We start from the raw sequence: 13,910 nt of genomic DNA, 5'->3' as shown, positions 1-13,910 counted from the left end.
CGGCTCGTTCCCCGCAGCGTCGCTGGAGGCGTCCATGGTCCGGCTCAACCCCTACCTCAGCTTCAAGAACCAGGCGCGCGAGGCGCTCGAGTTCTACCAGTCGGTGCTCGGCGGCGACCTCGACATCAGCACGTTCGGCAGCATGCCCGCCGACGCGGGCATGCCGATCGACGACGCCGACAAGGACCTGGTCATGCACGGGCAGCTCGAGACCCCGTCGGGCCTCACCCTCATGGCCGCCGACTCCGGTTCGATGGTGCCGTACGTGGCACCGACCAGCGGCGTCACCGTCGCCCTGACGGGCGGCCCGGCGGACCACGACTACGTCGCGGACGCGTACGCGAAGCTCGCCGACGGCGGCTCCTCCTTGATGCCCTTCGCCAAGGCCCCCTGGGGCGACTACTACGGCCAGGTGACCGACCGGTACGGCATCACCTGGATGTTCGACGTCGGCACCGAGTGACACCGGGCCGGCCGCCGCGCCCCGCCGACCGGGCTCATCCGACCAGAAGCGTCTCCCGGCGTGCGGCGAGGACCGCGAGCTCGGCGTCGGCGGTGCCGGCCCGCTCCGCCAGGCGCCGCCGGACCGCGTCCACCGCGCGTCCGGCGGCGCCGACGCGGTCGCGAGCCTCGGCGATGCGGTTCCGCACCGACCAGTCCGTGAAGATGTTGTCGAACCAGATGTCGAGCGTGCGGGTGAAACCGTCGACGCCGACGCCCCCGATCCCCTGCTCCCCGAGGTCGCCCAGCTCGACGGTCAGGCGACGCAGTGCGCCGTCTGCCCGGCGCAGCAGGTCGGCGGCCCGGTCCAGGCGGTCGTGCTTGGCCATGCTCGCGAACGCGCCCCCGTCGAAGAACGTGTCGTAGGTGGACCAGGCGTCGGCGCCGCGCAGCTCGTCGGCGGCCGCGGCGAGGGCGCGGGCCGCGTCCTCGGAAGCCGCCCGCGCCTCGGCGATCTCGCGCTGCTCGGCGCGCCACGCGCCGGTCCGCTCGGCGACGGCCGCCAGCTCCGCGGCCGCCGCTCCCCCGCCGCCCCTCACCCACTGCTCCTTGACGGCCAGCGCCGCACCCCAGCGGGCCTCCACGTCGCCGAGGGCGGCCAGCCCCGCCTCGACCGCCGCCAGCTCTCGGGCCACCGCGTCGTGCCGGGCTTGCGCCGTCGCGGCGACGTACTCGGCGGCCTGCTGCTCCGCCCGCTCCGCGTCGAGCCGCTGCGCGCGGTCGCCGCGCAGCCCCGCCCAGACGCGGGAGAGGCTCAGCGACTCCAGCCGCCGCACGTCCTCGGTCTCGTCCGCGAGGGACGCGCGCGCGGCGGCGAGCGCCTCGTCCGCGGCCGCCAGCTCCTGCCGGGCGCGCTCGCGCCGCCCCGTGTGCTGCGCGTGCTCGACGACGGCGGCGCGCGCCGCCGCCAGCTCTTCCTCGACCCCGTCCGTAGGCATGGCGGACAACCTAGCGGGGACGGCCAGTAGGTTGGGACGCATGCTCGCCGCCACCGTCGCCCGGTTCTCGCCCGACTCCCCGCTCGACGGGCTGGAGGTGGGCGACCGGCCGGAACCGCAGGCGCGCGAGCACTGGACCACCGTCGACGTGCGCGCCGCGACCCTCAACCACCACGACCTGTGGTCGCTGCGCGGCGTCGGGCTCCGGCCGGAGCAGCTCCCCATGATCCTCGGCACCGACGCCGCGGGCACCACCCCGGACGGCACGCAGGTGCTGCTGCACGGCGTCATCGGCGCCGACGGGCACGGCGTGGGGCCGAACGAGCGCCGCACCCTGCTGTCGGAGAAGTACCCGGGCACCCTCGCCGAGCGCGTCTCCGTGCCGGTCCACAACCTCGTCCCGATCCCCGACGACCTGTCGTTCGAGGACGCCGCCTGCCTCCCGACCGCGTGGCTCACCGCCTACCGGATGCTGTTCGGCGCGGCCGGCCTGGCGCCCGGCGACCGGGTGCTCGTGCAGGGCGCCGGCGGCGGCCTCGCCACCGCCGCGACCGTGCTCGGCGCCGCCGCGGGCCTCGAGGTCACCGTGACGTCACGCTCGGCGGAGCGCCGCGAGCGCGCCCGTGAGCTGGGCGCCGCGCACGCCGTCGAGTCCGGCGGCCGGCTGCCCGACCGCGTGGACGCGGTGATCGAGTCCGTCGGTCAGGCCACCTGGGCCCACTCCGTGCGGTCCGTGCGGCCCGGCGGCACGATCGTCGTCTGCGGCGCGACGACGGGCGACGCCCCGCCCGCCGAGCTGACCCGCATCTTCTTCAACGAGATCCGCGTGCAGGGCGTGACGATGGGCACGCGCGACGACCTCGCCGCCCTCGTACGGTTCGTCGCGCGCACCGGCGTGCGACCGGTCATCGACTCCGAGGTGCCGCTGGCGCGCGTCGGCGACGGGCTGGCCCGCCTCGCGGCCGGCGAGCAGACCGGGAAGATCCTCGTCCTCCCCTGACCGCCGGCCGGGTCAGGCGAACCGGTGCCGGTAGGCGTCGAGCAGCGTGGGCCCGTCGGTGCCCAGACGCCACACGCTCCACCCGTCGGCGGTGGGCGAGCCGGACGCCGCGGACGCCGCGTGGTCGGGATGCCGGTAGCGCGAGCCGTCGGCGAGCTCGATGGCGCCGTCCTGGTGCAGCACCGCCTCGAAGTACTGCCGGCGGCGCGGCCGCGACCACACGATCGTCGTCGGGTGCACCAGCGTGCGGGCCAGGGCGACCAGGTCCTCGTCCACCTCGTCGCCGCCCGGCACCGGCTCCCACGGCCGGTGCGCCGGCGCCGGGGACTCCCAGGGCTGGGGGGCCGGCTCCTGCGCCTGCCAGGCCTGGCGTGCCGGCTCCTGCGGCTCCCACGCCTGACGCGCCGGCTCCTGCGGCTCCCACGCCTGACGCGCCGGCTCCTGCTGCTCCCACGGCCGGTGCGCGGACTCCGGCGGCACCGGCGAGGTCAGCGGGTCGTACCCCGGGTCCCGGGGCGCGGGCGACCAGCCGTCGTCGAGCGGGTTCGTCGGCGGGGTGCTCAGGCGCGGCGGGTCCAGCGGCGGCACCTGCAGGCGCGGCAGGTCGTCCTCGACGCCGGACCACCGCGGCTCGGGCACCGGCAGGTCGAAGGCGGGTGCGGCCACGTCGGCGAAGGCCTGGCCCAGCTCCCCGCGCCCGGAGGCGGGAGCCGGCTCGTCGAGCTCGGGGCGCGACGTGAAGCGGTCGGACCGCGACCGACGACGCGGCGGCTCCGGGACGTCGGCCGCGGCGGACCGACGGCTCGCGAGGGGGCGCGGCAGGCGCTCCAGCGTCGTGTCCAGGTCGTCCGGCTCCGCGCGCGGGGCGGGGGCCGGCACCGGGGCGGGCGCGGGCGCCGGGACCGGGAGCGGACCGGGGACGGGGAGCGGGCCGCTGGGCAGCCCCGCGTCAGCGCCGGCCTCGGCGGTGCGGGGCCGCGCGGCCCGGCGGCGCGTGCGGGTGGGCGGGGCGGGGTCCGCGTGCTCGCGCGGCGGCTGCGCCGCGGCGGGCATCTTGCCGTTGAGGGCGAGGCCGACGGCGACGCCCTCGGCGAAGGTCTCGGGGTCGACGCCCGCGGGAGCGTCGGCGGCCCGCGGCGCGGCGGAGACGGCGTCCGTCGCGGGGACGCCGAGCCCGGGCCGGGCGTTCTCCGGTGCGGACAGGCTCGGGGCGGAGGGCGCGGACGCCGGGTGGATGACCAGGGGCGACACGTCGACGAAGCGACGGCCGTCCGCGCTGTGCACGACGCCCATCTTCAGCACCTCGACCGGCATCGTCGGCTGGCGCAGGAAGTCGACGGCGTTGAGGATCTCCTCGCTCGCCTCCTGGCAGATGACGATGAGCCGCGCGCTGCTGCGACCGGGCTGCGAGCGCGTGATCGGGACGCTGTCGTAGAACGCGGACACGTCACGGTGGAACGCCGCCGGACCGCCGTGGTACCGCTCGGCGAGCGCGCCACGGGTCAGTCGGCCGGCGGCGCCGGCGTGGTCGAGCGCCCGCGTGAGGGCGGCCCGGTCCAGGTCGGCGACGAGCTCCACGACCACCGGCGACCCCGTCGCGTCGAGCGCGAGGAGGTGCGGCTCGTCCGGCCCGGCACCCGGGCTGACCGGGAAGATCTGCTCGCCGAGCAGCCCGTCGATGTGACTGTCCACCACCCGGTGCGCGGTGGTGCCGACGCCCTGCGCGCTTGCCGCGGGCGACCGGTCGGGCTGGACGAGGAGGGGCCGCTGGGCGTCGACCTCGAACAGGGGCATGCAGACCACTCCTGGCTCTGATCACGGCCCGGGCGGCCGGATCCCGCCCAAGCCTAAGGCCCCCGTGACGTGGCCTGTACCACAGCACCCTCCCAGGCGCGCGGCGACGCGGCGGGCTACGCGTGCCCGGCGCCGCCGTCGTCGGCGAGCCGCTCCTCGACCCGCGCGATCTTCGCGTCCAGCTGACCGGTGTACCCGGGGCGGATGTCCGCCTTGATCACCAGCGACACGCGGTGCCCGCCCGCGCCCACGGCCTCCGTGGCGCGCTGGATCACCGGCATCACCTCGTCCCAGTCCCCCTCGATCTCGGTGAACATCGCGGTGGTGCGGGTGGGGAGCCCGGACTCGCGGACGATGCGGACGGCGGCGGCGACGGAGTCCGCGACGGACTCGCCCGCGCCGAGGGGGGCGACGGAGAAGGCGAAGACGGCCATGCGCCCATTCTGCGTCCCCGGGCGAGGCCGGGGGGACCGTAGGCTCGTCGGGTGAGCACACGCGTCACCCTTCTCGCCGGCGGCGTCGGCGGCGCCCGCCTGGCGCACGGCCTCGCCCTCGCCCTGCCCGACGGCGGCGCGCCGACCGCGGACGGCGGCCTCACCGTCGTCGTCAACGTCGGCGACGACACCGAGCGGCACGGCCTGCTGGTCTCCCCCGACGTCGACACCGTCATGTACACCCTCGCCGGCCTGAACGACGAGAGCCGCGGCTGGGGGCTGACCGACGAGACGTACACGACCCTCGACCAGCTCGCGCGCCTCGGCGAGGACACCTGGTTCACCCTCGGCGACCGCGACCTGGCGACGCACGTCGTGCGGACGGCCGCGCTGCGCGAGGGGCAGCCGCTCGGCGCGGTGACGGCCCGGCTCGCCGCGTCGCTGGGGGTGCGGGCGCGGCTGCTGCCCGTCACCGACGACCGGCTCCGCACGCTCGTCGAGACTCCCTCGGGACGGGTGGCGTTCCAGGAGTACTTCGTGCGGCGCCGGCACGCCGACGCCGTGCTGGGGATCGAGCTCGACGGCGTGGACGCCGCCCGGCCCGCGCCCGGGGTGCTGGACGCCCTCGCCGACGCCGACCTGCTGGTCGTCGCGCCGTCCAACCCGTTCCTGTCCGTGGAGCCGGTGCTGGCCGTGGCCGGGGTGCGCGACGCCGTGCTGGCGTCGCCGGCGCGCCGGGTCGCGGTGAGCCCGATCGTCGGCGGGCAGGCGATCAAGGGCCCGGCCGCCCAGATCCTGGAGACGCTCGGGCACGAGGTGTCCGCGCTCGGCGTCGCCCGGCTCTACGCGGACCTCGTGGACGTGATGGTCGTGGACGACGCCGACGCCGACCTCGCCGGCCCCATCCGCGACCTGGGCGTCGAGGTGCTCGTCACCGACACGATCATGGGCGGCCCCGCGGGCCGCGAGCGCCTGGCCCGCGAGCTGCTCGCCCTCGGATGACGGCTCCCACGGCCGGACCGGGCGACGTGGCCGGCGGCACCGTCGCGGTCGTCCCGCTGCGCGACGGCGTCTCCGGCAAGTCGCGCCTGGCCGCCGCCCTCGACCCCGCGGCCCGGCGACGGCTCGTGGCCGCGCTGGCCAGGCACGTCGTCGCCGTCCTGCGGGCGTCGGACGGCGTCGACGGGGTGCTCGTCGTGACCGCGGACGTCCCGTTCACCGTCGAGACGCTGGGCCTCCCCGGTCCGGGCGGCGGCACGGGGGCCGCCGCGCCGTCCGCGGGGCGGGTCGAGGTGGTCCCCCAGCCGCCGGAGCGTCCGGGGCTGAACGCGGCGCTCGACGTCGGGCGGGAGCACGCCGTCGAGCGCGGGGCCGCGCGCCTGCTCGTCGCCCACGCGGACCTGCCCCTGCTCGCGCCCGACGACGTCGCGGCGCTCCTCGCCGCGGGCGTGCCGCGGGACGGCGCGCAAGGCGAGGCGACCGTCGTCGTCGCGACCGACCGGCACCTGGCCGGCACCAACCTGCTCGCGCTGCCCGCGGGCGCGCCGTTCGCCTTCTGCTTCGGGGAGGGGTCGCGGGCCGCGCACGTCGCGGAGGCCGAGCGGGCGGGGCTGCGGCCCGTCGTGCTGCGGCGCCCCGGCACGGCCGTCGACCTCGACACGATCGACGACTGGGGCGAGCTGCCCCGCGCGGTCCGCGACCGGCTGCGGCACGGGCTCGACCTCCCCCTGCCCTGAGCGCGGTCCGCGACGCCCCCGACGTGGCCCGCCCGGGGGTCGGCCGGCACGGCCGGGCGGTCGAGGGAGCGGTCGGTCACGACCGCGAGCCGCTCGATCCGCGGGGTCGGTCGGCGCTGTCGAGAACCTCCCGGAGCCACCGTGCGTAGGCGCGCGGGTGGGTGGTGTTGCCGTTGTGCCCGCCGGGGGCCTCCTGCACCGTGCGCCCGAGCAGGGTGGCCAGCGCGGCCGCGGCGAGACGGTCGAAGACGGCCCGTGGGGTGGTGCTCCCGGTCGCGGGCACGATGCGTGCGCCGACGCCTGCCAGGGCCTCGAGGTCCAGGGTGTCGCGGAGGATCGCGGTGAAGTCGTGGCGGATGAAGTGGTCGAAGTTGCGCACGCGCTGCGCGGTCATCGGCTGAGGTGTCAGGTCGGGTTCCCGGTCCGTGCCCGCGGGATCGATGCCCAACGTCCTCGCGATCTCGGGGAGGGCCGCGGCCAGGCCCGCCCGGGCGTAGAGGTCCTGGAGCTCGGCGAGCTCGCGCTCGTGACGGGCGCGCCGGTCGGCGGGCAGCAGGCGCGGGGCGACGGGTTCGTGGGCGACCAGCGTCCGGATCTGCTCCGGGTGCGCGACGGCGACGTGCAGGCCGACGACGGCGCCGAGGCTGCATCCGAGCATGAGTGCGGGCGCGTCGGTGAGGACGGCCAGCAGCCGATGGACGTCGTCCGCGTGCTCGGCGAGCGTCGCGCCGCGCACCGGGTCGTCCAGCCGGCTGCGGGACAGCCCGCGACGGTCGTAGGTGACCACGGTGTACGAGTCGGCGAGCTGGGCGACGAGGTCGTTGCTGCGGTCGGCGTCCCCTTCCCCGCTCTGGGAGATCAGCAGCATCGGCCCGGCCCCGTCGACCTGGTAGTACAGGGTCGCGCCGGGGACGGCGAGCGTGCCGGTGGTCATGGACATGGTGGCTCCCTCCGGTCGCGGCCTGCTGCCACGACCCTCCGGAAGCCCACTCTATCCAATTCGATACATCTATCAAGATGCATCGCATTGGATATATGCTCGGGTGGTGAACGGAGTCGAGCTGTTCCTGCTGGGACGGGCCCTGATGAAGATCGGCGAAGAGGCCCTGCCGCCACCCCCCGGCGGGACCGCCCGCCATCCGGGCAGCGACCGGATGGTGCTCGTCGTGGCCAGCGACGTCGCCGACCACCCCGACACCACGGTGAGCGAGATCGTCTCCCGCACCGCGCTGCCGCAGAGCCAGGTGTCGTCGGCCGTCGCCCGCCTCAAGGAAGCCGGGTCGGTCGAGACCGCCCCCGATCCGGGCGACCGGCGTCGGGTCCTCGTCCGCCAGGCCGCTCAGGCGTCCGAGAGGGTGGCCCAGGTCCGTGCTGCCGGGATCGAGGAGGCCCTCGCCGCCGCGCTCGGACCGGACGGCGCGCACCGGCTGACCGAGGTCACGCGAGCCCTCGACGTGCTCGCACGGCACCTCCGACCCGACCGATAGCCGGCGATGCCGCACCCGGGGCCGCTCAGTTCCGCGCCCGGTCCCGGTCCATCCCGCCATGAGCATCGAGCTGATCGAGCAGTCCACCCTGCCGAGCGCCGACTTCGAGGGGTACCTCCACGGCTCGACCGTGTCGGTGATGTTCGAGCGGATCGACCGCGACGGCGCCGGCCCACGCCTGCACCGGCACCCGTACACGGAGACGTTCGTCGTGCGGTCGGGGCGGGCGTTGTTCCGGGTGGGCGACGACGAGGTGGTCGCCGTGGGCGGCCAGATCCTCGTGGCGCCCGCCGGGACGCCCCACAAGTTCACCGTGGTCGGGCCGGAGGTGTACGAGGCGCTGCACGTGCACGCCAACGACCGGTTCGTCACCGAGTGGCTCGAGTGACGACCGGCCGCGGCGGGTCCTGACGCGGGGTCCGACGTCGGGTCACACGGCGTCGAGGCGCGCGCGCAGCTCCGGGTCGAGGTCGAGCTCGGCGGCGCCGAGGATCTCCTCGAGCTGGGCGAGGCTGCTCGCGCCCGCGATGGGCACCACGGGGACGTCGCCGCCCATCAGCCAGGCGAGCACCACCTGGTTCGGGGTGGCGCCGATCTCGGCCGCCACCTCCCGCAGCACGCGCAGCCGCTCGTGCGTGGTGGGGTGGTCGAAGCCGTCCCACAGCGGCTTGTCGTCGCGGACCAGCGCGCCCTGCATGAGCGGCGAGTAGGCGACGACGGCGAGCGGGCTGCCCGCCTCGGACGACGCGCGGGCGTAGTCGAGCAGCTCGTACGACGCCCAGTTGTGCCGGCCGACGTCGGGCCGCGGGTACGGGTAGGTGAGGTTCTGCTGCACCAGCCCGTAGGGCGCGACGCCCTGGCGACGGGCCTCCTCGCGGGCCTCGACCACGCGGTGCAGGGCGACGTTGGAGATGCCGGCGATGCCGATGATCCCCTCCGCCTGGAGCTTGCCGAACGCGCCGACGGTCTCGGCCAGCGGGGTGTCGTAGTCGTCGACGTGCCCGTAGTAGGCGTCGATGTGGTCCACGCCCAGGTGGCGCAGGCTCTCGCGCGCCTCCCACGCGACGGTCTCGGCGCCGAGTCCCTGGAAGTTCGTGGGTGCCACGTTCTGCAGCGGCAGGTTCGGGTCCTTCTTCGCGGCGCCCGCCTTGGTCGCCAGCCGGAGCTGGTCACGGTTCCCGCGGGCCGCCATCCAGCGGCCGATGACGTCCTCGCTGTCGCGGCCGTGCCCGCCGCCCCAGCCGTTGTAGTTGTTCGCGGTGTCGAGGAAGGTGCCGCCGGCCTCGACGAAGCGGTCGAGGATGGCGAACGACGTCTTCTCGTCCGTCTTCGTGCCGAACCACATCGTGCCGAGGCACAGGGTGCTGACGTCGAACGAAGTGGTGCCGTCGCCGAGGGTGCGGTAGCGCATGGGTGCTCCTGTCGTGGGGCGCCGGCGTGGCCCGCCGGCTGACAGCACTGACGCTAGGTGCCGATCGGTCCGGGTGTACCGTCCAATGACATGGCGCTCGCCCAGACCAATCCTCGCCTCGCGTGGGACACCGTGCTCGTCCTCGGGGACGACGACGCGCCGCTGGTCGCGCGCCTCGAGCGCGCCGTGCGCGACGCCGTCCACGCCGGCCGCGTCCCCGCAGGGTCGGCGCTGCCCCCGAGCCGTGCGCTCGCCGAGAGCCTCGGGGTGTCCCGCTGGGTCGTGACCGAGGTCTACGGGCAGCTCGTCGCGGAGGGGTTCTGCGAGGCCCGCGTCGGCTCCGGCACGCGGATCGCCGCGGGCGCTGCCGCGCACGCCACCCCGAAGCACCCCGCGGCGCCGGCCCTGCCCGCCGCGGGCCGGGCCCGGCTCGACCTCGCCCCCGGCGTGCCCGACCTGCGCCACGTGCCGCGGGCGGCGTGGCTGCGGGCGCTGCGCGACGCCCTCGCCGACGCCCCCGACACCGACCTCGGCGCCCCCGACCCCGCCGGGCACCCCGGCACGCGCGCGGCTCTGGCCGCCTACCTGGCGCGGGCCCGCTCCACCTGCGCGGGCGCCGACGACGTCCTGGTCACCCACGGCGCGACCGACGGCATGGCCCGGCTGGTGCGCGCGCTGCGGGCCGCGGGCCACCGCGCCCTGCTGGTCGAGGACCCGAGCTGGGGGCGGCTGCGCGACGTCGCGCGCGACGCCGGCCTCGTCCCCGTCCCGGTCCCCGTCGACGCGGGCGGCGTGGACGTGGCCGCCCTCGTCGCGGCGGGGGCCCGCACGGGCGCGCGGGCCGCCCTGGTGACGCCGGCGCACCAGTTCCCCACGGGCGTCGCCCTCGCACCCGACCGGCGGGACGCGCTCGTGTCGTGGGCGCGGGCCGTGGACGGGCTGGTCGTCGAGGACGACTACGACGCCGAGTTCCGCTATGACCGGCGCCCCGTGGCCGCGCTGCAGGGTCACGACCCGGGACGCGTGGCGCTGGTCGGGTCGCTCAGCAAGACCGTCTCGCCCGCGTTCGGGCTGGGCTGGCTGGTGCTGCCGCCCCGGTGGCGCGACCGCCTCGAGGCCCGGTCGGACGGGGTGGCGCCGTCGACGGTGGACCAGCTCGCCCTGGCGCGGTTCCTGTCCGACGGCGGCTACGAACGCCACCTGCGCGCCGCGCGGGGCCGCTTCCGCCGGCGCCGTGCAGCCCTGCTCGACGCGCTCGACGCCGCGCTGCCCGGCCTGCCCGTGAGCGGCCTGGCGGCCGGGCTGCACGTCGTCCTCGGCCTGCCCGAGGGCGTCGCCGCGGCCGCCGTCGTGCGGGCCGCCGCGGCGCGCGACGTCGCGGTCGCGGACGTGCGCCGGTACCGCGTCACGGCCGCGCCGCTGCCCGGCGGCCCCGCCGAGGCCCTGGTCGTCGGGTACGGGAACCTCGCCGACGCCCGGCTGGGCGAGGCGGTCGCCGGCCTCGCGGCGGCCGTGCGCGAGGCCCGCTGACGCCCACGGCGCGAAGTTCACCCCGTCGCGCCCCCACCCCCCGGCCCACACTGGAGAGGGGGCACCGGGAGGCCCCCGCGCGTGGGGCCGGCGAGAGAGGTCGGGCCATGGCCCTCGGACCGCAGAAGGCGAAGTCGTCGACCCTCGACAAGTTCCTGAGGTGGGCCGACACGAACGACTACCGGGTGAGCGAGCACCCCGACTTCGGTGGCGTGCACCCCGTCCACGCCCCGGGCTCGTGGCACTTCGACGGGCTCGCCGGCGACATCAACTTCGGCTCTCCGGGTGCGCCACCCGAGGAGCGCGAGCCGCTGCTCCATGCGCTCGACGTCGCGAGCTCGATGGGCCTCGGCGTCATCTACGCGCGCGACGGCACGGAGGGGTCGGCCTCGCACCACAAGGACCACCTGCACGCCGACTGCGGCTCCACCTCGAACGTCGGCAAGGGCCTGAAGGCGGCGGCCACCGGCGGGCTGCTCGCCTGGCGTCTCCAGCGGGCGGTGCACTTCGGGCCGCGCCGCCGCGACAACCTCTGGGGCGTGCGCACCGACCGTCGCCTCACCGCCGTCCGCATGGCCTCCCGCATGCACGGGGAGAAGTTTCCGCACGGGAAGCGGGTGGCCCAGCGCGCCGTCGGGGCGCCCGTCACCGGCGAGTGGGGAGACGTCGAGCGCGCCCACCACGACCGGACCGTGAGCGCGATCCAGCGTGCCCTCGAGGTCTCCGCCAGCGCATCGTGGGACGACGCCACCGAGGCAGCGTTCCTCAAGGCGCAGCACAGGCTCCGGCACTAGTCGGGATGGCGGTCACCATCGCCCGCGGTGCACGACCTCCTCCAGCGGCTTGCGGCGCCGCCGCGCGGGCGAGCCCTGCGCGCCGCCGTCGGCCGGGTGGCCCACCGCGACGACGCCGGTCTGGATCCACGCGTCGGGGACGCCGAACGCCGCGCGGAAGGCCGACACCTCGCCGGCGCCGATGCCGAAGAAGCAGGCGCCGAGGCCCTCGTCGACGGCGGTCTGCAGCATGAGCAGCGACGCCATGCCCGCGTCGACGTGCCAGTAGGGCACGGGCCAGCGCGCCTCGTCGCGGTCGGTCCAGCCCTTGTCGTCCTCGGCGTACCGGCGGAGGTAGGCCTCCTTCGAGCACAGCACCACGACCAGCACGGGCGCGGTGCGCATCCCCGCGAGCCACGCGGACATGTCGCGCTGCGACGCGTCCGGCGTCGCCGCCGCCCAGAACCGCTCGCGGTCCGCCGGCTCCGTCAGCACGAGGAACGACCAGCCCTGCGAGAACCCCGCGCTGGGGGCCCGCACGGCATTGCGCACCAGCCGCTCCACCGTCTCGGGGGCCACGGGCTCGTCCGTGAACCGCCGCACCATCCGCCGTCGTCGCACCACGTCCTGGAACTCCACGCGCCCATCCTGCCCCCGCCGAACAGGCGGTGGTGCACGCTCTGGGCGGTCAGAGCGTGCACCACCGCCTGTTCGGCGTCCGGCCGCGGCCCTCGGCGCCACACACTGTTTCCCCGGACAACGGGTGGTGGTCACCGTGCCGACACCTGCGCGCGCTTGCCTTCACCCGGGCGGTGTCCACCGCCCACGACGGCACGTCCGCCGACACGTCCACCCAGGAGGCCTCCCGTGCGCAAGACCGCACGCCGCACCACCCTCGCCACCGCGCTCGTCGGCACGCTCCTGCTCGGCGGAGCCACCAGCTACGCGCTCACCCACGACCTCACGGGGCACGGCGACGCGCGCCGCCTCGACGGCGACCAGAGCGCCCAGGTCCGCAAGCAGATCAGGTCCGGCAAGGCTCAGAACGTCATCCTGCTCATCGGCGACGGCATGGGCGACTCGGAGATCACCCTCGCCCGCAACTACCAGTACGGCGCCGCCGGGGAGCTCCCGGGCATCGACGCCCTGCCGCTGACCGGCCAGTACACGACCTACGCCCTCGACAAGGCGAACGGCAGGCCCGACTACGTGACGGACTCCGCGGCGTCCGGCTCGGGCTGGGCCACCGGCACCAAGACGTACAACGGCGCGATCTCGGTGGACGTGGAGGGCACCCCGCAGGAGACCCTCCTCGAGCTCGCCAAGGCCGACGGGCTGCGCACCGGCAACGTCACCACGGCAGAGATCCAGGACGCCACCCCGGCCGTGCAGATGTCGCACGTCACGGCGCGCGGCTGCTACTCGCCCACGCGCATGAAGGACTGCCCCGAGAACGCGCTCGAGAACGGCGGCGCCGGCTCCATCACCGAGCAGGCCCTCGACACCCGCCCCGACGTCGTCCTCGGTGGCGGTGCGCAGTACTTCCAGGACAAGGCGACCGCCGGCGAGTACAAGGGCAAGACCCTCCTCAGGCAGGCGAAGGACCGCGGCTTCACCGTCGTCACGACCGCCAAGAAGCTCGACCGGGTGACGACGGCCGACCAGGACGCCCCGGTCCTCGGGCTGTTCTCGCCGGGCAACATGCCGACCGAGTGGGCCGGCCCCGCCGCCACCCACACCGGTGGTGCCGAGGCCCCCGTCACGTGCGGTGTCAACCCGGACCACACCGCCGACGTGCCGTCGCTCGACACGATGACCTCCAAGGCCATCGACCTGCTCGACACCAAGGCCGGCAAGAAGAAGGACGGCTTCTTCCTCCAGGTCGAGGGCGCGAGCATCGACAAGCAGGACCACGCCGCCAACCCGTGCGCCCAGATCGGCGAGACCGTCGGCTTCGACGACGCCGTGCAGGTCGCCCTCGACTTCGCGAAGAAGGACGGCAACACCCTCGTCCTCGTCTCGGCCGACCACGGGCACTCCAGCCAGATCGTCTCGGCCGGGTCCACGACCCCGGGCCTGACCCGGACGCTGACCACCACCGAGGGCCAGCCGATGACCGTCGCCTACGGCACCGCCGAGGAGGGTGGCTCGCAGGAGCACACCGGCACCCAGGTCCGCATCGCGGGCTACGGGCCGCAGGCGGCGAACGTCGTCGGCCTGACCGACCAGACGGACGTCTTCTACACGATCAAGCACGCGCTCGGCCTGGGCTGACCGGGCCGGCCCCGACCGACCACGCAGCCGTG

The 13,910-nt window shown here is 75.9% G+C and carries 15 protein-coding genes; 9 read left to right on the top strand and 6 right to left on the bottom strand.

Features of this window, described 5'->3' with window-relative positions; genetic code table 11:
• Positions 1-34: 34 nt before the first annotated feature.
• On the top strand, positions 35-463 hold the full coding sequence (locus tag ACFU5J_RS09165) for a VOC family protein (RefSeq protein WP_430578527.1): 429 nt from the start codon (positions 35-37) through the stop codon (positions 461-463).
• 34 nt (positions 464-497) lie between these two features.
• Here the strand turns inward: ACFU5J_RS09165 and ACFU5J_RS09160 are convergent, their stop codons facing one another.
• On the bottom strand, positions 498-1,439 hold the full coding sequence (locus tag ACFU5J_RS09160) for a hypothetical protein (protein ID WP_430578526.1): 942 nt from the start codon (positions 1,437-1,439) through the stop codon (positions 498-500).
• 40 nt (positions 1,440-1,479) lie between these two features.
• Here ACFU5J_RS09160 and ACFU5J_RS09155 point away from each other — a divergent pair, with 40 nt between their 5' ends.
• Positions 1,480-2,439, top strand: a complete 960-nt coding sequence (locus ACFU5J_RS09155; RefSeq protein WP_430578525.1) for a zinc-binding dehydrogenase — start codon at positions 1,480-1,482, stop codon at positions 2,437-2,439.
• A gap of 12 nt (positions 2,440-2,451) precedes the next feature.
• Here the strand turns inward: ACFU5J_RS09155 and ACFU5J_RS09150 are convergent, their stop codons facing one another.
• Both ACFU5J_RS09150 and ACFU5J_RS09145 read right to left on the bottom strand, forming a co-directional pair.
• Complete coding sequence (locus ACFU5J_RS09150; protein WP_430578524.1) at positions 2,452-4,233, bottom strand: hypothetical protein; 1,782 nt, start codon at positions 4,231-4,233, stop codon at positions 2,452-2,454.
• Positions 4,234-4,349: 116 nt separating this feature from the next.
• Entirely contained in the window at positions 4,350-4,667 is a 318-nt protein-coding gene (locus ACFU5J_RS09145) for an MTH1187 family thiamine-binding protein (protein WP_380325802.1), read from the bottom strand.
• Between the two features lie 51 nt (positions 4,668-4,718).
• Between ACFU5J_RS09145 and cofD the strand changes: the two genes are divergently transcribed.
• Positions 4,719-5,669 (top strand): 2-phospho-L-lactate transferase, encoded by a 951-nt coding sequence (gene cofD / locus ACFU5J_RS09140; RefSeq protein ID WP_430576679.1) that lies wholly within the window; start codon positions 4,719-4,721, stop codon positions 5,667-5,669.
• Positions 5,666-6,403: a 2-phospho-L-lactate guanylyltransferase gene (cofC, locus tag ACFU5J_RS09135; RefSeq protein WP_430578523.1), complete on the top strand. Its 738-nt coding sequence runs from the start codon at positions 5,666-5,668 to the stop codon at positions 6,401-6,403. The genes cofD and cofC overlap by 4 nt, the downstream gene beginning before the upstream one ends.
• Positions 6,404-6,479: 76 nt before the next feature.
• Here the strand turns inward: cofC and ACFU5J_RS09130 are convergent, their stop codons facing one another.
• Positions 6,480-7,343, bottom strand: a complete 864-nt coding sequence (locus ACFU5J_RS09130) for an alpha/beta fold hydrolase (RefSeq protein WP_430578522.1) — start codon at positions 7,341-7,343, stop codon at positions 6,480-6,482.
• A 106-nt stretch (positions 7,344-7,449) separates the two neighbouring features.
• Here ACFU5J_RS09130 and ACFU5J_RS09125 point away from each other — a divergent pair, with 106 nt between their 5' ends.
• Both ACFU5J_RS09125 and ACFU5J_RS09120 read left to right on the top strand, forming a co-directional pair.
• Positions 7,450-7,890 carry a MarR family winged helix-turn-helix transcriptional regulator gene (locus ACFU5J_RS09125; protein ID WP_430578521.1) on the top strand — a complete coding sequence of 147 codons (441 nt, stop codon included), beginning with the start codon at positions 7,450-7,452 and terminating at the stop codon, positions 7,888-7,890.
• 58 nt (positions 7,891-7,948) lie between these two features.
• Positions 7,949-8,278 carry a cupin domain-containing protein gene (locus ACFU5J_RS09120; RefSeq protein ID WP_430576683.1) on the top strand — a complete coding sequence of 110 codons (330 nt, stop codon included), beginning with the start codon at positions 7,949-7,951 and terminating at the stop codon, positions 8,276-8,278.
• A 42-nt stretch (positions 8,279-8,320) separates the two neighbouring features.
• On the opposite strand, the gene ACFU5J_RS09115 is transcribed toward ACFU5J_RS09120, so the two are convergent.
• On the bottom strand, positions 8,321-9,301 hold the full coding sequence (locus tag ACFU5J_RS09115) for an aldo/keto reductase (RefSeq protein WP_430578520.1): 981 nt from the start codon (positions 9,299-9,301) through the stop codon (positions 8,321-8,323).
• Between the two features lie 90 nt (positions 9,302-9,391).
• Between ACFU5J_RS09115 and ACFU5J_RS09110 the strand changes: the two genes are divergently transcribed.
• Both ACFU5J_RS09110 and ACFU5J_RS09105 read left to right on the top strand, forming a co-directional pair.
• Positions 9,392-10,831, top strand: a complete 1,440-nt coding sequence (locus ACFU5J_RS09110) for a PLP-dependent aminotransferase family protein (protein ID WP_430578519.1) — start codon at positions 9,392-9,394, stop codon at positions 10,829-10,831.
• A 107-nt stretch (positions 10,832-10,938) separates the two neighbouring features.
• Positions 10,939-11,625: a hypothetical protein gene (locus tag ACFU5J_RS09105; protein WP_430576686.1), complete on the top strand. Its 687-nt coding sequence runs from the start codon at positions 10,939-10,941 to the stop codon at positions 11,623-11,625.
• Positions 11,626-11,637: 12 nt separating this feature from the next.
• On the opposite strand, the gene ACFU5J_RS09100 is transcribed toward ACFU5J_RS09105, so the two are convergent.
• The gene (locus ACFU5J_RS09100) at positions 11,638-12,243 is read right to left on the bottom strand and encodes a nitroreductase family protein (protein ID WP_430578518.1); all 606 of its coding nucleotides are present in this window, start codon (positions 12,241-12,243) and stop codon (positions 11,638-11,640) included.
• A gap of 228 nt (positions 12,244-12,471) precedes the next feature.
• Between ACFU5J_RS09100 and phoA the strand changes: the two genes are divergently transcribed.
• Positions 12,472-13,878 carry an alkaline phosphatase gene (gene phoA, locus ACFU5J_RS09095; RefSeq protein ID WP_430578517.1) on the top strand — a complete coding sequence of 469 codons (1,407 nt, stop codon included), beginning with the start codon at positions 12,472-12,474 and terminating at the stop codon, positions 13,876-13,878.
• Positions 13,879-13,910 lie beyond the last annotated feature (32 nt).

It is taken from the genome of Isoptericola sp. NPDC057559 (assembly GCF_042801555.1).
GTDB lineage: Bacteria > Actinomycetota > Actinomycetes > Actinomycetales > Cellulomonadaceae > Isoptericola.
This window is presented reverse-complemented; position numbering and strand designations above follow the sequence as displayed.